Origin of the sequence: Streptomyces sp. NBC_00057, from assembly GCF_045041165.1 — a bacterium.
In the GTDB taxonomy this organism is placed as follows: Bacteria; Actinomycetota; Actinomycetes; order Streptomycetales; family Streptomycetaceae; genus Streptomyces.
On record NZ_CP108256.1, the window covers coordinates 7061480 to 7081248 of the forward strand.

Below are 19769 nucleotides of genomic sequence, written 5' to 3' on the forward strand. Positions count from 1 at the left end.
GTCCGGAGCTACGAGGTGTGGCGGCGGGCCCGGAGGGCCAGGCTCAGCGCCAGGACCGCCTGGGGGTCGTCCAGGTCGGTGCCGAGCAGTTCGCCGATGCGGGCCAGCCGGTTGTACAGCGTCTGACGGTTCAGATGCAGTTCGCGTGCCGTCTCCGCCTTGCGGCCCGCGTGGGCCAGATACGTCTCCAGCGTCGGCAGCAGCGGAGGGCGAGAGGTGCGGTCGTGATCGCGCAGCGGACCGATCGCACGGTCCACGAACGCCGCCAGATCCGGATGGTCCCGCAGCCGCCACAGCAGCAGATCGATGTCCAGACGCCGGGCGTCGTACCAGGGCCGGTCGCTGAGACCGTGCGCGGCCGTCGCCGTCTCCGCGGCGTGCCGCAGCCCCGCACCGGCCGCCGCCCAGCCGCCCGCCACGCCCACCACCACGACCGGCGGATACGATCCTGCACGCTCCAGACCGGCCCGCTCCACACCCGCCCGCAGCGCCGCCGCGACCCGGTCCGCGACCGCCGTGCGCTCCGTCTCGGACCGCAGCCCCAGGAGCACCGGAACCCGGCCTTCCACGGGCCGCACACCGAGCAGCACCGGCACACCCACCGATGAGAGCTCCTCCAGCACCGCCCGCGCCAGCAGTGCCCAGTTCCCCGACACGGACAGCTCGGGTGCCAGCCGCATGACCACCGGCAGCAGTGGCATCTCACCCGGTTTGAAGCCCAGTACGCGGGCTTGCGCCGGCGCGTCCTCCGGAGTGATCCGGCCCTCGGCGAGATCCGTCAGGAAGTCGCCCCGGCCGCGCGCGGCGAGCTCCTCCTCCTGGCGGGCCTGCATCAACACGACGGCGAGGATGCCGGCCGCCCGCTCCGCCGCCATCCGGTGCACTGTCACCAGCGGGCCGGCCACGGCCAGCAGCACCAGCCTGGCCCGTACCGAACCGGTTCCAGGGCCGCCGCCCGGCACATCCACCAGCACCGAACCGGTGGGCGGTGTCTCACGGGCCGCCCGGTCGCCGCGCATCCCGTCCCACACCTGGAGCGGATCGGCGGACACCGGGCCGGACCCGGGGCCCGCCGCGTACAGTAGCTGGCCGTCCGCCGTCTCCAGGAAGACCGGGTTGGCCGTGAAGTCCGCCAGGATGCCGAGCACCTGGGGCACCCCGCCGCCGCCGAGCAGCGCCTCCGTACACCGCCGGTGCACGTCCTCGGCCTGCCGCAGCAGCGCGTAGTGACCGTTGACGATCTCGGTGTGGATCTCCTCGGTCACCGTCACGAACGGCACCTCGCGGTGCAGCTGCACCAGCGGCAGACCGGCCGCGCGCGCGGCGTCCACGATCGATGCGGGCAGCCTGCTGAAGCGCGGTCCGAGCTCCACCACCAGGGCGGCGATCTGGCGGTCGGCGAGCCTGCGGACGAAGGCGCGCTGCTCGGCGGGGCGGGTGCCGAGCCCCAGACCGGTGGTGAGCAGCAGCTCACCGCCCTTGAGTAGCGAAGCGATGTTCGGGACCTCGCCCGCGTGCACCCAGCGCACCGTACGGTTCAGCCGGTCCGCGGCGGCCACCACCTCCGGGAGCCCGCTGCGCAGCCCCGGCAGCTCAAGGGCTCGCTGCACGGTGATTCCGCCTTGGGTCTCCACTGACTCAGGCCTCGCGTTTCCACTCGGGTCGGGTGGGCAGTCGCCCTGATTCAGGAAGGTACCGGCCCCGGGCGCCGGAGGCGTCGTCGGGGAGCCGTCGGGGGAGTCCGCCGACCGGGGGGGGCAGCGGCATCGATCAGCCACTTTCGGCATGCCCGGGGGCATGGAACCGCTGTTGACACGGGCCGAGGGCCGCTGCGATCTTGTGACCGCCGCACGGTTCGGGCCGAGTGGCCCTCATACCCGGACCGGACCTGGAGCAGACGCGTGGGCGACGACATATCGGCGTACTCAGGCCGGGAAGGCCTTGCGGGCCCACTTCCCGGCCCGCTGGTCAGGGCCGACTGGCTCGCGGCGCGGCTGGGCGAGCGCGGGCCGGTGGTCCTCGATGCCTCGGTGGGCGCGCACCGGGGCTCCGAGCAGCGGATTCCGGGAGCGCGGCTCTTCGATATCGACGGGGCACTGTCCGACCACTCCGGACCACTGCCCCACACGCTGCCCGACGCCGACAGATTCACCGAGGAGCTGCGCTCCCTCGGCGTGGACGACACCGACACCGTCGTCGTCTACGACGCTGCGGGCATCTACTCCAGCGCGCGTGCCTGGTGGATGCTGCGAGCGATGGGCTTCGACCGGGCCGCGGTGCTCGACGGTGGCCTGCCCGCCTGGACCGACGCCGGGCTGCCGCTGGAGAACGCCGGGCCCGCGCCTGCCGTGGCGCGCGGCGACTTCACAGCTCGGCCGCGCGTGGGGCTGGTCGTCGGCAGCGACGAGGTGGTGGCGGCCCTGGCCGACCCCGCCGCGGCCGTCTTCGATGCCCGCTCCAGGGAGCGGTTCTCCGGCGCGGTCGCCGAGCCACGACCGGGGCTGCGCGCGGGCCATATGCCGGGGGCGGTCAATCTGCCCTTCGGTGAGATCCAGCGCGACGGCCGGATGCGCCCGGCGGAGGAGCTGCGCGCCGCGTTCGCAGCCCTCGCCGGGGAGCGGGAGCGGCTGTTCTTCAGCTGCGGATCGGGCGTCACCGCCTGCGTGCTGACGCTGGGGGCCGAGCTGGCGGGGTACCGCGAGCTGGCCGTGTACGACGGGTCCTGGAGCGAGTGGGGGCTGCCTTCGGGGCTGCCCGTCGTGACCGGAGCGGAGAGCGGGGGGCCGCTGCAATGATGCCGCTCGCCGCAACCTCCTAGGGCCCGCCCCCTCCCCGAGGTCAGCCGACGTACGCCCCGCTCGCCGTCAGGCGCAGTGCCGTGTCGATCAGCGGCACATGGCTGAACGCCTGGGGGAAGTTCCCCACCTGGCGCTGCAGCCGGGGGTCCCACTCCTCCGCCAGCAGGCCCAGATCGTTGCGCAGGGACAGCAGCCGCTCGAAGAGCTGGCGTGCCTCGTCGACCCGGCCGATCATCGCCAGGTCGTCCGCCAGCCAGAACGAGCAGGCCAGGAACGCGCCCTCGTCGCCCTCCAGGCCGTCGACGCCCGCGTCCTCGCCCTTGGTGGGGTAGCGCAGCACGAAGCCGTCCTCCGTGGACAGCTCGCGCTGGATCGCCTCGATCGTGCCGATCACGCGCTTGTCGTCCGGCGGCAGGAAGCCCATCTGGGGGATCAGGAGGAGGGAGGCGTCCAGCTCCTTCGACCCGTAGGACTGGGTGAAGGTGTTGCGCTCCTTGTCGTAGCCCCGGTCGCAGACATCGCGGTGGATGTCGTCGCGCAGTTCCCGCAGCCGCTCCAGCGGCCCTTCCGCGTCCCCGGACTCGATCAACTTGATGGTGCGGTCGACGGCGACCCAGGCCATCACCTTCGAGTGGACGAAGTGGCGGCGCGGGCCGCGCACCTCCCAGATGCCCTCGTCCGGCTCGCCCCAGTGCTTCTCCAGGTACTCGATCAGCTTGAGCTGGAGGCCCATCGCGTAGTCGTTGCGGGTCAGGCCCGTCATATGGGCGAGGTGCAGTGCCTCGATGACCTCGCCGTACACGTCCAGCTGGAGCTGGCCCGCCGCGCCGTTGCCGACCCGGACCGGGCCGGAGTTCTCGTAACCGGGCAGCCAGTCCAGCTCGGCCTCGCCCAGCTCGCGCTCGCCCGCGATGCCGTACATGATCTGCAGGTTCTCCGGGTCGCCGGCGACCGCCCTCAGCAGCCACTCGCGCCAGGCGCGGGCCTCCTCGCGGTAGCCGGTGCGCAGCAGGGAGGAGAGGGTGATCGCGGCGTCACGCAGCCAGGTGTAGCGATAGTCCCAGTTCCGGGAGCCGCCGATGTCCTCCGGCAGGGAGGTGGTCGGCGCGGCGACGATGCCGCCGGTCGGCGCGTACGTCAGGGCCTTGAGGGTGATCAGGGAGCGGACCACGGCCTCGCGGTAGGGCCCGTGGTACGTGCACTGCTCGACCCATTCACGCCAGAAGTCCGCGGTCGCGACCAGCGAACTCTCCGGGTCCGGAAGGCCGGGCGGCTCGTGGTGCGAGGGCTGCCAGCTGATCGTGAACGCGATCCGGTCCCCGGGCGCGACCGTGAAATCGGAGTACGTCGTCAGGTTCTCGCCAAAGGTGTCGGCGGGGGTGTCCAGCCAGACGGAGTCCGGGCCGGCGACGGCGACCGTACGGCCGTCGACCTTGTGCACCCACGGTGTGACCCGCCCGTAGCTGAACCGCATCCGCAGCTCGGAGCGCATCGGCACCCGGCCGCTGATCCCCTCCACGATCCGGATCACCTGCGGTGCACCGTCACGAGGCGGCATGAAATCGGTCACTCTGACCGTTCCGCGCGGTGTGTCCCATTCCGATTCCAGGATGAGGGAGTCCCCGCGGTAACGGCGGCGGTCCGCGGACGGCGGCTCCGCCCCGTCCTCCCGCGCCGGTCCCAGGCGCCAGAAGCCATGCTCCTCGGTACCCAGCAGTCCCGCGAAAATAGCGTGCGAATCGAAGCGGGGAAGGCACAGCCAGTCCACTGTGCCGTCCCGGCAGACCAGGGCGGCGGTCTGCATGTCTCCGATGAGTGCGTAATCCTCGATGCGCCCGGCCACGTGCGTCTCCAGTCGAACGGCCATGTCGCCCCGTGGGGCATTACTGCGGGTAATGAGGTCGTCGCAAGGGGGCGTTGTGGGGGAACCTGCGAGCTCGGTACCTTGCCCGGAGCGAGTGTCCGAGCAGGATACGACGCACCCGGATGATCTGCGCGACGGTCTCAGCGAAGCGCCTGAGCCGAACGGGTGGGGCGGGAGGGGCCGACGTTGATCTTGTGCGGTCAGCGTGTGGGGTGTGGCCGGAAGCAGGCTCCCTTTGTCGCTGATACCCTGGTAGCCCGTGGACCGGTGGTCGTCGGCAACAGCAGACGAGGCCCCCGAACCGCAGCGACGGCACCTCCGGAATCTCCGGACGGCAACGCCGTACGCACCTCACGATCGCGACCACGGGAGCCCCCTTTGGCTATGCAGCCCACATCCACGACGACCAAGCACATCTTCGTCACCGGGGGTGTCGCCTCTTCCCTCGGCAAGGGTCTGACTGCCTCCAGCCTCGGTGCCCTGCTCAAGGCGCGCGGCCTTCGGGTCACCATGCAGAAGCTCGACCCGTATCTGAACGTCGACCCGGGCACGATGAACCCCTTCCAGCACGGTGAGGTGTTCGTCACCAACGACGGCGCCGAGACCGACCTGGACATCGGCCACTACGAGCGCTTCCTCGACGTCGACCTCGACGGGTCCGCGAACGTCACCACCGGCCAGGTCTACTCGCAGGTGATCGCCAAGGAGCGGCGCGGCGAGTACCTCGGTGACACCGTGCAGGTCATCCCGCACATCACCAACGAGATCAAGCACCGCATCCGCCGCATGGCCACCGACGACGTCGACGTCGTCATCACCGAGGTCGGCGGCACGGTCGGTGACATCGAGTCGCTGCCGTTCCTGGAGACCGTCCGCCAGGTCCGCCACGAGGTCGGCCGGGACAACGTCTTCGTCGTGCACATCTCGCTGCTGCCCTACATCGGCCCGTCCGGCGAGCTGAAGACCAAGCCGACCCAGCACTCCGTCGCCGCGCTGCGCAACATCGGCATCCAGCCCGACGCCATCGTGCTGCGCGCCGACCGTGACGTACCGACCGCCATCAAGCGCAAGATCTCGCTGATGTGCGACGTCGACGAGGCCGCGGTGGTGGCCTGCGTGGACGCCAAGTCGATCTACGACATCCCGAAGGTGCTGCACACCGAGGGCCTGGACGCCTACGTCGTGCGCAAGCTCGACCTGCCGTTCCGCGACGTCGACTGGACCACGTGGGACGATCTGCTGGACCGCGTCCACAACCCCGACCACGAGGTCGCCGTCGCGCTCGTCGGCAAGTACATCGACCTGCCCGACGCCTACCTCTCGGTCACCGAGGCCATCCGGGCCGGCGGCTTCGCGAACAAGGCCCGGGTCAAGGTCAAGTGGGTCGCCTCCGACGACTGCAAGAGCCCGGCCGGCGCCGCCAGGCAGCTCTCCGACGTCGACGCGATCTGCGTCCCCGGCGGCTTCGGCGACCGCGGTGTCAACGGCAAGATCGGCGCCATCCAGTACGCCCGTGAGAACAAGGTGCCGCTGCTCGGCCTCTGTCTCGGCCTGCAGTGCATCGTGATCGAGGCGGCGCGCAACCTGGCCGAGATCCCCGACGCCAACTCCACCGAGTTCGACGCCGCCACCTCGCACCCCGTCATTTCGACGATGGAGGAGCAGCTCGCGTACGTCGAGGGCGCGGGCGACCTCGGCGGCACCATGCGGCTCGGCCTGTACCCGGCGAAGCTCGCCGAGGGCTCGTTGGTCCGTGAGGCGTACGACGACCAGCCGTACGTGGAGGAGCGCCACCGCCACCGCTACGAGGTCAACAACGCCTACCGCGCCGAGCTGGAGAAGAAGGCCGGTCTGGTCTTCTCCGGTACCTCCCCGGACAACAAGCTCGTCGAGTACGTCGAGTACCCGCGTGAGATCCACCCCTACCTGGTCGCCACCCAGGCGCACCCGGAGCTCCGCTCCCGCCCGACCCGCCCGCACCCGCTCTTCGCGGGTCTGGTGAAGGCGGCCGTCGAGCGCAAGACGGGTGCCGGAACCGGTGGCAAGCAGGGCACCGCGTCGGGCAAGTAGTCCGGCGGTACGCAGGCATTAACGTTGACCGGGGTACGGATCCACTGAGGATGCGTGCCCCGGTTTCTGTTTTTTGTGGGAGGACGTAGATGGGTTTCCAGGACACGCCCGAGGAGTGGCAGGTCACCGCGACCGAGACGCCCTTCACCGGCAACAAGACCAGCGTCTGCACCGATGAAGTGGTGATGCCCGACGGCACGGTCGTACGCCGCGACTACCAGGTCCACCCGGGCTCGGTCGCCGTTCTCGCGCTCGACGAAGAGGGCCGGGTCGTCGTGCTGCGGCAGTACCGCCACCCGGTGCGCCACAAGCTCTGGGAGATCCCGGCGGGACTGCTCGACATCCCCGGTGAGAACCCGCTGCACGCTGCCCAGCGAGAGCTCTACGAGGAGGCGTACGTCAAGGCCGAGGACTGGCGGGTGCTGACCGACGTCTACACCACGCCGGGCGGCTGCGACGAGGCCGTACGGATCTTCCTGGCCCGGAATCTCTCCGAGGCCGACGGGGAGCGCTTCGCGGTCTCCGAGGAGGAGGCCGACATGGAGCTGGCCCGGGTACCGCTCCAGGAGCTGGTGCGGGGGGTGCTCGCCGGGGATCTGCACAACAACTGCCTCGTGGTGGGCGTCCTTTCGCTCGCGACGGTGCTCGCCGGTGACGGGATCGAGTCGCTGCGTCCGGCCGAGGCGCCGTGGCCGGCCCGCCCGTTCGAGGCCTGACGGTCAGTGGCCTGACGGTTCGTAAGGATCGTTCGAGGTCCCGCGTTCGCAGGGATCGTTCGAGGTCCGACAGCCCGTGGAGGCCGCTGAACGGCTCACCGGCGTCCTCCGATCGGAAAAGATTCTGATCCGATCGGGGGACCTCTACGCCACGCCCCACGGAATTCGTCTACACGCCTGAACTACGCTCGGAACGCCCTGGCCGGAGTCCCGGCGGGCAACGCGTGCAGCGAAGTGGAGCGTGGCCCGTGACGGAGCAGGCGGTGGACACCAGCGGCCCGGCCAAGGCGGCGGGAACCGAGGAGCCGTCCGACACCGTCCCACCCCAATTCTTCGGCCGCGACCGCGAGTTGAAGGCGCTGCGAGCCGACATCGAGCGGGCCGGACTGGACACCCTGGCCGGTCGCAAGGCCGCCCGCGCCCGGGTCCTGCTGATCGCCGGACGCCCCGGCTCCGGTCGCACCGCCCTCGCCGGCGAGCTCACCAGCCGGCTGCTCTCCACCGGCGACCACCCCGACGGCCTGCTCCGGGCCCGGCTCACCGACCCCGGCGGCGCACCCGTCCCCACCGAGCGCACCGCCCGCAAGCTGCTCGACCAACTGGGTGTGACGGGGCCGCCCGGCGCGGACGGGGACGAGCTCTCCGAAATGGTCCGCGAGGCGCTCGCCGGGCGCCGCGCCCTGCTGCTCCTCGACGACGCCGTGGATGCGGAACAGGTCGACCCGCTGCTGCCGGACAACCCCGACTGCCTGGTCGTCGCCACCTCCGAGGGCCCGCTGACCGGTATCCCCGGTGTCCGCCCCTGCACCATCGGGGGCCTGGACGCGGGCTCCGCCGTCCGGCTGCTCGCCCGCATCATCGGCCAGGTCAGGATCACCGTCGACCCGCGGACCGCCGAGACCCTCGCCGAGGAGTGCGCCGGCCTGCCGGCCGCCCTGGTCATGGTCGGCGGCTGGCTCGCCGCCCACCCCATGGCGTCGGTCGCCGATGTCACCAAACAGCTGCGCGAGCTGCCGGACGACACGGAGCGGTCCACCGGCGCCCGTCCGCTGGCGCGCGCCTTCCGGCTGGTTCATGACTCCCTGCCGCCGACCGCCGCCCGGATACTGCGACTGCTGGCCCTTGCCCCCGCCGGACTCGCCGACGCCCACACGGCCTCCGCCCTGGCAGGCTGCTCCGTCTCCGCGGCCCAGACGACCCTCGACGACTTCGTGGCCCTGGGACTGCTGCGTACCAATGGGGCGGACCAGCCGCAGTACGAGGTGCCCGGCTGCCTCGCTCCGCTGCTGCGGGCGCTGCTGGAGGACAGGGACCGGCCGACGGAGATCCAGCTCGCCAGGGCCCGGATGCTGGAGCGGACCGTAAGGCTGCTGCAATCCTGCCGTGCGGTCACCGACCCCGAGGGTTCCCCGGCCCGCGGCAAGCTCGCCGGGCTGCCGCGCTCGCTGCGTTTCCCCAACCCCGATGCGGCCGCCGAATGGCTGCGGATCCGCCGTCCCGCCCTGCTGGCCTCGGCCAGGCTCGCCGTCGAGGACGGTGAACTCGACACTCTGGCAAGGAGGTTGGTGGCCGCACTGGTGCGGGCGCTGGCCGTGCACCAGGGCACCGAGGCGGCCGCGCCCGAGCTGTACGGGCTGCACGGTCTGGTTCTGGCAGTCGCCGAGCGGCGCGAGCTGCCGCGCGAACGGGCCGCCGCACTGCTCAACCTCGCCGACCTCGATGCCAGGACCGGCCGTACGCAGGAGGCGCTGACCCGCTACCGGGCCGCGCTGGACGCCGGACGGGCCGCGAAGGATCCGTACGCCACCGGCCGTGCGATGGAATCCGTAGGCGGTGCCTACGCCGAGCTGGGGGACTTCCAGCGGGCCTCCGACTGGTACGGCCGGGCGTTGGCGCAGCGGCTCACCCAGGGCGAGCGGGCCGACGAGGCGCGGCTGTACGGGCGGCTCGGCGCCGTCCACACCTATGCCGGCCGGTACGGCGAGGCACTGCGGAACTGGCGGGCCGCCGCGGCCGGGTACCGCAGGCTCGGCGATGTGCCGGCCCAGGCACGGGCGCTGAGCGAGGCGGCTCGGGTGCAGGAGTACGCGGGCCGGCCGCAGGAGTCGCTGCACACCTGTCAGGAGGCCGTTGAGTGGGCCAGGCGGGCCGGGGACGTACGGCTGCAGGCGGCGCTGGAGCTGCGGCTGGCCGACACGCTCGACCGGCTGGGCGACCCGGCTGCGGCCCGGCTGCACCGGGGCTTGGCCGACAGATTGCTGGGAGAGAAGGGTGCAGCCTACGAAATCCGTAGTGCGGTGAGTGAAAATTAATGCTTTGTAAGGCTAGACAGCGCGAAGCCCTTCATTAGAATGGCTCTGCCGCGTGCGTTCGCGGTGTCTCCATTTACGCTGTGTCTATCCGGGTATGTATAGCTATGTCCGGGTAACCCTCTGAGCCAAGGACCGTGATCGACGTGAAGGTCGGCATCCCCCGCGAAGTCAAGAACAACGAGTTCCGCGTGGCGATCACGCCCGCCGGTGTGAACGAGCTCGTACGCCACGGCCACCAGGTCGTCGTCGAGGAGAACGCCGGGGCCGGCTCCTCCATCACGGATGAGGAGTACGTCGCCGCCGGGGCGCAGATCCTTCCCACCGCCGACGAGGTCTGGGCCACCGCCGACCTGCTGCTCAAGGTCAAGGAGCCGGTCGCCGAGGAGTACCACCGCCTCCGCAAGGACCAGACGCTCTTCACCTACCTGCACCTCGCCGCCTCCCGCGAGTGCACGGATGCGCTGCTGGAGTCCGGTACCACCGCGATCGCGTACGAGACCGTGGAGACCGCGAACCGCGCGCTGCCGCTGCTCGCCCCGATGTCCGAGGTCGCGGGCCGGCTGGCCCCGCAGGTCGGCGCCTACCACCTGATGCGCTCGGTCGGCGGCCGCGGCGTGCTGCCGGGCGGCGTCCCGGGCACGGCGCCCGCTGAGGCCGTTGTCATCGGCGGCGGTGTCTCCGGCTGGAACGCCACGCAGATCGCCGTCGGTCTCGGCTTCCACGTCACGCTGCTCGACCGGGACATCAACAAGCTCCGCGAGGCCGACAAGGTCTTCGGCACCAAGGTGAAGACGGTCGTCTCCAACGCCTTCGAGCTGGAGAAGGCCGTCATCGAGGCCGACCTCGTCGTGGGCGCCGTGCTGATCCCCGGTGCGAAGGCCCCGAAGCTGGTCACCAACGAGCTCGTCGCCAAGATGAAGCCCGGAAGTGTACTTGTCGACATTGCAATCGATCAGGGTGGCTGCTTCGAGGACTCGCGTCCGACGACGCACGCCGAGCCGACCTTCATGGTCCACAACTCGGTCTTCTACTGCGTCGCGAACATGCCGGGCGCGGTGCCGAACACCTCCACGTACGCCCTCACCAACGCCACGCTGCCGTACATCGTGGAGCTCGCCAACCGCGGCTGGGTCGAGGCGCTGCGCCGTGACGCCGCACTCGCCAAGGGCCTCAACACCCATGACGGGCAGGTCGTTTACCGTGAGGTGGCCGAGTCCCTCGGCCTGGAGCACGTCGAGCTGAGCTCGCTTCTCGGCTGACGGGTCAACATCTTCCGTCAACCTCATGCGTCCGGCCGGACCTTGCTCAGCAAGGTCCGGCCGGACGCATGCCGGGCCCCTGTGAGGCCCCCGTTCAACTCGTCTCGAACGTAACCCTTCAACCGATTCGTGCACCCGCTAGAAGTGTGCCCGGGTGGCTGCGTGCCCTTGACAGGGAGGTGTTCGATTGCCGACACATCGGGCCGGGTCCGGCGGATTGTGTTGCTGCGGAGCGGTGACACGCCATAGAGTCGCCAATCGTCGGCATGGTGCCACGCTGACCTATCGATAAGTTTCCTGGTCACGTCCAAGGAGGTAAGACGACTTGTGAATGAGTCGACATTTACTCCCGGGGGTGTTCAACCAGGGATGCCTGCACGGGGCCAGAGCCCGAACGGGCTGGAGGCTGTCGGCTCCGTCGCTGTCCGCACCTTCGCCACCCACCAGCACATGACGACAGCCCCCCAGATGATGGACGGCCTAAACGTGAACGCCATGGCCGGCAACGAGAGTGGCCGAGAGACCGCCCACTTCGCCGACTTCGACGAGGTGCCCCAGGGGCACTTCTACGACCCCGACGCCGAGTACGAGCCCGATCCGGAGTACGCGGCCACCCTCGCGCCCGACGCTGCCCGCCAGCGCCGCGAGCGGATCGGCCCGACCGGTCGGCCCCTGCCCTACTTCCCGATCCCGGGCCCGCTGACCGATCACGGTCCCGCGAAGATCATCGCGATGTGCAACCAGAAGGGCGGCGTCGGCAAGACCACGTCGACCATCAACCTGGGTGCCGCACTCGCGGAGTACGGGCGCCGCGTCCTGCTCGTCGACTTCGACCCGCAGGGAGCCCTGTCGGTCGGGCTCGGCGTCAACCCGATGGAGCTCGACCTCACGGTCTACAACCTGCTCATGGAGCGGGGCATGTCGGCCGACGAGGTCCTGCTGAAGACCGCGGTCCCGAACATGGACCTGCTGCCCAGCAACATCGACCTGTCGGCTGCCGAGGTCCAGCTGGTGAGCGAGGTGGCCCGGGAGTCCACGCTGCAGCGCGCCCTGAAGCCGCTGATGGCCGACTACGACTACATCGTGATCGACTGTCAGCCCTCGCTGGGGCTGCTCACCGTGAACGCCCTGACGGCGGCCCACAAGGTGATAGTGCCGCTCGAGTGCGAATTCTTCGCGCTGCGAGGTGTGGCGCTGCTCACCGAGACCATCGAGAAGGTCCAGGAGCGGCTCAACCCGGATCTGGAGCTCGACGGCATCCTCGCCACCATGTACGACTCCCGTACGGTGCACAGCCGCGAGGTCCTCGCGCGCGTCGTCGAGGCCTTCGACGATCACGTCTACCACACGGTCATCGGGCGCACGGTGCGCTTCCCGGAGACCACGGTCGCCGGTGAGCCCATCACCACGTACGCCTCCAACTCGGTCGGTGCCGCCGCCTATCGCCAGCTCGCCAGGGAGGTGCTCGCCCGGTGTCACGCCGAGTGAGTCTGCCCGGGGCCGACGAACTGTTCCGTACCACCGGGGGGATGGGGCTGCAGGCCTCGTCCCCCGCGGACCGGCGGCGCAAGGCGAACGGCGAGGCCCGGGTGCCCGGTCCGGCGGGGGAGAGCGATCCCGCGGCCGACGGATCCGGGGCGGGCGCGGCGGAGGCCGCAGCCGGCACCGAGGCCCCTTCGCGGGAGGAGCACTCCGCGGCCGACGCCGACGCGGGAGGATCGCGCAGCCGCGGCGGTGACCGTGGCGCGGTGGCAGGGCAGTCGGGGCGCAGGCCTCAGCAGTCCTCACCGTCCACGCAGTCGCCCGCGCCGTCGTCCGCGCAGGAGGCGGTTCCCGCCCCTGCCGTTCAGCAGCAGCGCAGGCGCGGAGGCGGGCGCGGGGCGAACCGGCGGCCCAGCGGCCGCGAGCGTCACGACGAGAAGATCACTGTCTATGTCTCGGCCGAGGAACTGATGGACCTCGAACACGCCCGTCTCGTGCTTCGCGGGGAGCACGGGCTCGCAGTCGACCGCGGGCGGATCGTCCGCGAGGCGGTCGCGGTGGTTCTCGCGGACCTGGAGTCGCGGGGCGACGCGAGCATCCTCGTACGGCGGCTGCGCGGTCGCTGACCGGTGGGGCGCCGGTAGCCTGCCCGGAGTGCCGCCGCCGGCCGGGTGTCCGGCCTGCCCCGTACGGGCCACTGCCCGCCGCCCGTATCCCGCTGCCCCTGGGACCTTCATGCCGACGACCGACGAGCCCGCCCGTACCCCTCGCCGCCCCTTGGGCCGCGGCCCGGGCGGTCGGCCTGCGCCGGGGCCGGCGGGGGGCGGGGGCATCGAGGGTGAATGCGCCACCCCGTCTCTTCCCGAAGCCGCGGAAGCGTCCCCGGAACCATCGGTGGCCGATGCGGCAGCGGCCGCCGGGACCGCCGTAACGCCCCCCGAGCCCGCCGTACCGGCAACACTCGGCTCACCCCCCGAGTCCGTCGTACGGGCGACCCCGGGCTCGCCCCCCGAGCCCGCCGACGACGGGCGGTTCACTGTTCGGCTGGCGAACTTCGAGGGGCCGTTCGATCTGCTTCTGCAGCTCATCTCCAAGCACAAGCTGGATGTGACCGAAGTCGCACTTTCCAAGGTCACCGACGAGTTCATGGCGCACATCCGCGCCATGGGCCCGGACTGGGATCTGGACCAGACCACCGAGTTCCTCGTCGTCGCCGCGACCCTGCTCGATCTGAAGGCCGCCCGGCTGCTGCCCGCCGCCGAGGTGGAGGACGAGGCGGATCTGGCGCTGCTCGAAGCACGGGACCTGCTCTTCGCCCGGCTGCTCCAGTACCGCGCGTACAAACGCATCGCGGAGATCTTCAGTGACCGGCTGGAGTCGGAGGGGCGGCGCTTTCCGCGGACAGTGGGGCTGGAGCCGCACCATGCCGAGCTGCTGCCCGAGGTCGTCATCAGCATCGGGGCCGAGGGGTTCGCCAAGCTGGCCGCGAAGGCGATGCAGCCGAAGCCCGAGCCGCAGGTGTACGTCGACCACATCCACGCACCGCTGGTCAGTGTGCGGGAGCAGGCCGAGATCGTGGTGGCGCGGCTGCGGGAGGCGGGGGAGATCAGTTTCCGGGTGCTCACCGAGGACGCCCAGGACACCCTCACCGTCGTCGCCAGGTTCCTTGCGCTGCTGGAGCTGTACCGGGAGAAGGCCGTCGCGCTCGACCAGGACGAGGCGCTCGGGGAGCTCCTGGTGCGCTGGGCCGGGGGAGAGGGGGCCGAGCCCGTCGTGACGGACGAGTTCGATACCGAGGTGCAGGACGTCTGTGAGGATGTGAAGGCATGAGTCAGCAGGACACCACCGGCTCCACCGTCGCGGATCTTGATCTCAAGCCCGCCCTGGAGGCCGTCCTCATGGTCGTCGACGAGCCCGCCACCGAGGAGCACCTCGCCAAGGTGCTGGAGCGGCCCCGCAGAGCCGTCGCCGACGCGCTGCGGGAGCTGGCCGACGAGTACACCGTGCAGTGCCGCGGTTTCGATCTGAGGCTGGTCGCGGGCGGCTGGCGCTTCTATACCCGCCCGGAGTACGCGGCGGCCGTCGAGGGCTTCGTCCTGGACGGCCAGCAGGCCCGTCTCACGCAGGCGGCCCTGGAGACCCTGGCGGTGGTTGCCTACCGCCAGCCGGTCAGCCGGTCGAGGGTCTCCGCGGTCCGCGGTGTGAACTGTGACGGGGTCATGCGGACCCTGCTGCAGAGGGGTCTCGTCGAGGAAGCGGGCGCGGAACCCGAAACAGGTGCGATCCTGTACAGGACGACGAACTACTTTCTGGAGCGGATGGGCCTGCGTGGCCTGGATGAGCTCCCGGAGCTCGCGCCCTTCCTTCCCGAGGCGGACGCGATCGAGGCTGAGACGCTAGAGGGTGTGCCGTCGTTCGATCCGGACGCACCGGACACCCCGGATACTCACGCAGACGACAAGACGGAATTTTGATGCGAAGCAGTGGCAGGAACAGCGGAAGCGGCAGCGGCAAGAGCGGCGGCAACCGGAATCCCCGGGGTGCCGGCGCCGGGCGCGACGACAAGCAGGAGCAGCGTCCCCGCCGACCCCGGCCCGAGGAGCGCCGCTACGACGTGGGCTCCACGGGGGAGAAGAGCGGCGAAGGACCCCGCAAGGGCCGCGGCGCAGCGGCCCGCGGCGGCGCCAAGGGCGGCCCGAAGCCCGCGCAGGCCGGCGGCGGCAGGAGCGGCGGCCCGCGTCGCCAGGGCGCCCCGTCCCGTCCGCGTGAGCTCGACGCCAAGATCGAGCAGCGCAACCGGGACAGGTACGCGGGCAAGCCCGACATCAGGACGCCCAAGACCCACCCGGGCGCCGAGCAGGAGGGCGAGCGGCTGCAGAAGGTCCTCGCCCGGGCCGGCATGGGTTCGCGCCGTGCGTGCGAGGAGCTGATCGAGCAGGCCCGCGTCGAGGTCAACGGCGAGATCGTCGTGGAGCAGGGCATGCGCGTCGATGTGCACAAGGACGAGATCAAGGTCGACGGTCTGACCGTCGCCGCCCAGTCGTACCTCTTCTTCGCGCTGAACAAGCCCGCCGGCGTCGTCTCCTCCATGGAGGACCCGGACGGCCGCCAGTGCCTCGGCGACTACGTCACCAACCGTGAGACGCGGCTCTTCCACGTCGGCCGGCTGGACACCGAGACCGAGGGCATCATCATGCTCACCAACCACGGCGAGCTGGCCCACCGGCTGACCCACCCCAAGTACGGCGTGAAGAAGACCTACCTGGCCGCCATCCAGGGACCGCTCCCGCGCGACCTGGGTAAGCGGCTCAAGGACGGCATCCAGCTGGAGGACGGGTACGCCCGCGCCGACCACTTCCGGGTCGTGGAGAACACCGGCAAGAACTACCTGGTCGAGGTGACCCTCCACGAGGGCCGCAAGCACATCGTCCGCCGGATGCTGGCCGAGGCCGGCTTCCCGGTCGAGCGGCTCGTACGGACGTCCTTCGGGCCGATCCCGCTGGGCGACCAGAAGTCCGGCTGGCTGCGCCGCCTCACCAACACCGAGGTGGGCATGCTGATGCGCGAGGTCGGTCTGTAACCCGGCTCCGTCCGTTCCAAGGCCCGCGGCCGGTTCCTGCTTTCGATTTTCGAACAGGAATCGGCCGCGGGCCTTTTGCTGCGACCGTTCCGCCTTTATAGTCAGAGTGACTATTAAGGAGGCGGGAGTGAGTCTCGCGGAATTCCTCGATCCCCTGCAGCAACCTCTGGTGACGGTCCTTGACACCCCGGTCAGCTGGACCGAGGTGCTCGGCTTCGGCAGCGGAGCGCTGTGTGTCTGGCTCGTGGCCCGCCAGCACCTCGCCAACTGGCCGATCGGCATCGCCAACAACCTCTTCTTCATCCTGCTGTTCGCCCAGTCCGGTCTGTACGCCGACGCCGGCCTCCAGATCGTCTTCATCGCCCTTGCCGCGTACGGCTGGTGGACCTGGACCCACGGGGGTGGACCGGGGACGCCGGACCTGCCGGTGCGGCGCACCACGCGCACCGAATGGGCCTGGCTGCTCGCGGCAGGGGTGGTGGGGGCCTTCGCCCTCACCGTCCTGCTCGACCACGCCACCGACTCGACCGTGCCCTTCTGGGACGCCCTGACGACCGCGCTGTCCCTGACGGCGACGTACGGGCAGTGCAGGAAGCTCGTCGAGTCGTGGTGGCTCTGGATCGCCGCCGATGTGGTGTACATCCCGCTGTACGCGTACAAGGAGCTCTATCTGACCTCCCTGCTGTACGTCGGCTTCCTGACGCTGTGCCTGATCGGCCTGCGCAACTGGCAGCGCGATCTCGCCGTGCAGCAACGGCAGCCCGTGGAGATGGCGGCGGCACCCGGGTACGAGGTCGGCGTGGGCCGGGGGCGTGGGGGGTCGCTGTGAGTGGTCGGTTTCCACGGGGCAGCGGCATGAAGCGCTTCGCGCACGGGCTCGTCCTCGGCAAGTTCTACCCGCCGCACGCCGGCCACCACCACCTCGTCCGCACCGCGCAGGACCGCTGCGAGCGGCTGACCGTTCTGGTCTGCGCCGCCTCCGTCGAGTCCGTGCCGCTCGCCGACCGGGTGGCCTGGATGCGGGAGGTGCACCCGGACGTGCGGGTCGTGGGCGCCGTCGACGACATCCGCATGGATCTCCACGACCCGGTGATCTGGGACGCGCACATGGCCGTCTTCACCGGGGCCGTCCCCGAGCCGGTGGACGCCGTCTTCACCTCGGAGTCGTACGGGGACGAACTGGCCCGCCGGTTCGGTGCCGAGTCCGTCTGCGTCGACCCCGACCGCACGGTCTTCCCGGTCTCCGGCACCGCCGTCCGCAAGGACCCGGTCGGCTGCTGGGACTTCCTCGAACCGCCCGTACGGGCCGCGCTCACCCGCCGGATCGTCGTCCTCGGCGCCGAGTCCACCGGCACCACCACGATGGCTCGCGCCCTCGCCGACCACTACCGGCGGCGCGGCGGAGTCTGGGCACAGACCCGTTACGTCGACGAGTACGGGCGGGAGTTCAGCGAACAGAAGCTGGCCGCGCTGCGCACCCGGTGGCCCGGGGCCCAGTGGGAGGACGTCGCCTTCACCACCGACGACTTCCCGCAGATCGCCCAGGTGCAGAATGCCAAGGAGGAGGCGGCCGCGCGCACCGGGTCGCCCGTGCTCTTCTGCGACACCGACTCCTTCGCGACCACCGTCTGGCACGAGCGGTACATCGGCGGCCGCAACCCGCTCGTCGAGGAGACCGCCGACCGGGTCGCCCACCATCTGTGGCTGCTCACCGACCATGAGGGCGTCGCCTTCGAGGACGACGGACTGCGCGACGGCGAGGAGCTGCGGCCCTGGATGACCGACCGCTTCCGGGCCGAACTGAACCGCACGGGAAGGGAGTTCATCGAGCTCACCGGAACCCACCAGGAACGCCTGGCCACCGCGGTCGCCGCCGTCGACACCCTGCTCGCCGCCGGCTGGAACTTCGCCGCACCCCTTCCGGAGCACCGATGAGCGCCGGTGTCCCCGCAGGCTACGACCCGTACGCCTTCGAACCCTTCGCGGTCACGGTCGACCTCGCCGTCTTCACGGTCCGTGGCACCCGGCTGCACGTCCTGCTCGTCGAAAGGGGCGAGGACCCGTACAAGGGCCACTGGGCGCTGCCCGGCGGCTTCGTCCTGCCCCGCGAGTCCGCCGAGGACGCCGCCCGGCGGGAGCTCGCCGAGGAGACCGGGCTGACCGAGGGCACCGTCTCGGCCCTCCACCTGGAACAGCTGCGCACCTACAGCGATCCGGACCGCGACCCGAGGATGCGGGTCGTCTCCGTCGCCTACGCCGCACTCGTACCCGACCTGCCCGAACCGCACGGCGGCGGCGACGCGGCCAGCGCCCGGTGGTGGGACGCCGGAGCCCTCGGACCCCTCGCCTTCGACCACGACCGCATTCTCGCCGATGCGCACGACCGGATCGGCGCCAAACTCGAATACAGCTGTCTGGCCACCGCCTTCTGCCCGCCCGAATTCACCCTGGGGGAACTCCAGCAGGTGTACGAGACGGTCTGGGGTGTCGAGCTGGACCGGCCCAACTTCCGGCGCAAGGTCCTCACCACGCCCGGCTTCGTCCAGGTCGTGGAGGGATCGCCGCGCCGCACCGGCGGACGGGGGAAGCCGGCCGCGCTCTACCGGGCGGGTGCCGCCACCGCTCTGCACCCTCCACTCCTGAGACCGGAAGGAAGAACCACGTGATCGTGACCAGGACCATCACCAAACAGGCCGCCACCGGCGCACTGACCGGGCTCGCGCTCGGCGATGCACTGGGCTTCCCGACCGAGTTCAACAACGTGCCGTCGATCCTCGCCAAGTGCGGGCCGTGGCGCCGGATGCGACTGCCGAAGCCGGCGATCGTCACCGACGACACGCAGATGACGCTGGCCCTGGGGCGGGGCATCCGTACCGCCATGGACCGCGGGCTGCTCACCCCGCTGCGGCTGGTCCGCCCGGTGCGCGAGGAGTTCGTCGACTGGTACCACTCGCCCGACAACAACCGCGCCCCCGGCCGCACCTGCATGACCGCCTGCCGCCTGCTCGACAGCGACCGGCTCTGGCAGGAGGCCAGCCAGACCGGCTCCAAGGGCTGCGGCGCCAATATGCGGGTTGCGCCGGTCGGGCTCGTGCCGGGGCTGAGCGAAGAACAGCGCTCCGGCGCCGCCCAGTTGCAGGCCGCCCTCACCCACGGCCACCCGACCGCCCTCGCCGCGTCCGACCTGATGGCCCGCGCGGTGTACCTGCTGGCGCAGGGTGCGGAGCCGATGGGCCTGATCGGGCAGCTGCGCAGTTACGCGTACGAGAACAGCAGCCGCTACCTCACGCGCTGGCTCGGCGACCTCTGGCGGTACGCGGGCGACTCCTCGCCGGAGCTGTACATCCAGCGCGGCTGGGACGAGTGCCTCACCGCCCTGGCCCGCGTCCAGGACGCCCTGCGCGACCCGTCCCCGGAGACCGACCCGTGCGAGACCACCGGCGACGGCTGGATCGCCGAGGAGGCCCTTGCCACTGCCCTGCACTGTTTCCTCCTCTTCCCCGAAGAACCCGTCACCGCCCTCCGCCGGGCCGCCTGCACCCGGGGCGACTCGGACTCCCTCGGCTGCCTGACCGGCGCGCTCGCCGGGGCGCACCTGGGAGCGGGGGCCTGGCCCAAGGACTGGTCGGAGCGGATCGAGTACCGGAGTGATCTGCTGTCGCTGGGGGCACTCTGGGACGCTTGATCC

The 19769-nt window shown here is 70.9% G+C and carries 16 protein-coding genes; 14 read left to right on the forward strand and 2 right to left on the reverse strand.

Annotated elements, in window-relative coordinates; genetic code table 11:
- Positions 1–8: 8 nt before the first annotated feature.
- Entirely contained in the window at positions 9–1634 is a 1626-nt protein-coding gene (locus OG953_RS33215) for a PucR family transcriptional regulator (RefSeq protein WP_405688925.1), read from the reverse strand.
- Between the two features lie 267 nt (positions 1635–1901).
- Here OG953_RS33215 and OG953_RS33220 point away from each other — a divergent pair, with 267 nt between their 5' ends.
- Positions 1902–2795, forward strand: a complete 894-nt coding sequence (locus OG953_RS33220) for a sulfurtransferase (RefSeq protein ID WP_405688927.1) — start codon at positions 1902–1904, stop codon at positions 2793–2795.
- A gap of 43 nt (positions 2796–2838) precedes the next feature.
- Here OG953_RS33220 and OG953_RS33225 read toward each other — a convergent pair whose 3' ends face one another.
- Positions 2839–4641 carry a glycoside hydrolase family 15 protein gene (locus tag OG953_RS33225; protein ID WP_405692196.1) on the reverse strand — a complete coding sequence of 601 codons (1803 nt, stop codon included), beginning with the start codon at positions 4639–4641 and terminating at the stop codon, positions 2839–2841.
- Positions 4642–5046: 405 nt separating this feature from the next.
- Between OG953_RS33225 and OG953_RS33230 the strand changes: the two genes are divergently transcribed.
- The 13 genes from OG953_RS33230 to OG953_RS33290 all read left to right on the forward strand — a co-directional run bounded on the left by OG953_RS33230 (position 5047) and on the right by OG953_RS33290 (position 19766).
- Positions 5047–6732 (forward strand): CTP synthase, encoded by a 1686-nt coding sequence (locus OG953_RS33230; RefSeq protein WP_405688928.1) that lies wholly within the window; start codon positions 5047–5049, stop codon positions 6730–6732.
- Positions 6733–6821: 89 nt separating this feature from the next.
- On the forward strand, positions 6822–7448 hold the full coding sequence (locus OG953_RS33235) for an NUDIX domain-containing protein (RefSeq protein ID WP_405688929.1): 627 nt from the start codon (positions 6822–6824) through the stop codon (positions 7446–7448).
- Between the two features lie 248 nt (positions 7449–7696).
- Entirely contained in the window at positions 7697–9760 is a 2064-nt protein-coding gene (locus tag OG953_RS33240; protein WP_405688931.1) for a tetratricopeptide repeat protein, read from the forward strand.
- Positions 9761–9903: 143 nt separating this feature from the next.
- Positions 9904–11019 (forward strand): alanine dehydrogenase, encoded by a 1116-nt coding sequence (gene ald / locus OG953_RS33245; protein ID WP_405692197.1) that lies wholly within the window; start codon positions 9904–9906, stop codon positions 11017–11019.
- 369 nt (positions 11020–11388) lie between these two features.
- Positions 11389–12507: a ParA family protein gene (locus OG953_RS33250; protein ID WP_093893768.1), complete on the forward strand. Its 1119-nt coding sequence runs from the start codon at positions 11389–11391 to the stop codon at positions 12505–12507.
- Positions 12504–13127, forward strand: a complete 624-nt coding sequence (locus OG953_RS33255) for a hypothetical protein (protein ID WP_405692199.1) — start codon at positions 12504–12506, stop codon at positions 13125–13127. Before OG953_RS33250 ends, OG953_RS33255 begins: the two co-directional genes overlap by 4 nt.
- Before the next feature lie 109 nt (positions 13128–13236).
- Positions 13237–14331, forward strand: a complete 1095-nt coding sequence (locus OG953_RS33260) for a segregation and condensation protein A (RefSeq protein ID WP_405688932.1) — start codon at positions 13237–13239, stop codon at positions 14329–14331.
- Positions 14328–14975, forward strand: a complete 648-nt coding sequence (gene scpB, locus OG953_RS33265) for an SMC-Scp complex subunit ScpB (protein WP_405688933.1) — start codon at positions 14328–14330, stop codon at positions 14973–14975. The genes OG953_RS33260 and scpB overlap by 4 nt, the downstream gene beginning before the upstream one ends.
- A complete protein-coding gene (locus tag OG953_RS33270) occupies positions 14975–16081 on the forward strand; it encodes a pseudouridine synthase (protein WP_405688934.1) in 1107 nt (368 codons plus the stop codon). Before scpB ends, OG953_RS33270 begins: the two co-directional genes overlap by 1 nt.
- 127 nt (positions 16082–16208) lie before the next feature.
- Entirely contained in the window at positions 16209–16910 is a 702-nt protein-coding gene (pnuC, locus tag OG953_RS33275; RefSeq protein ID WP_405688935.1) for a nicotinamide riboside transporter PnuC, read from the forward strand.
- 26 nt (positions 16911–16936) lie between these two features.
- Entirely contained in the window at positions 16937–18016 is a 1080-nt protein-coding gene (locus tag OG953_RS33280; protein ID WP_405688936.1) for an AAA family ATPase, read from the forward strand.
- On the forward strand, positions 18013–18747 hold the full coding sequence (locus tag OG953_RS33285; protein ID WP_405688937.1) for an NUDIX hydrolase: 735 nt from the start codon (positions 18013–18015) through the stop codon (positions 18745–18747). Before OG953_RS33280 ends, OG953_RS33285 begins: the two co-directional genes overlap by 4 nt.
- Entirely contained in the window at positions 18744–19766 is a 1023-nt protein-coding gene (locus OG953_RS33290; RefSeq protein WP_405688938.1) for an ADP-ribosylglycohydrolase family protein, read from the forward strand. Before OG953_RS33285 ends, OG953_RS33290 begins: the two co-directional genes overlap by 4 nt.
- Positions 19767–19769: the final 3 nt, after the last annotated feature.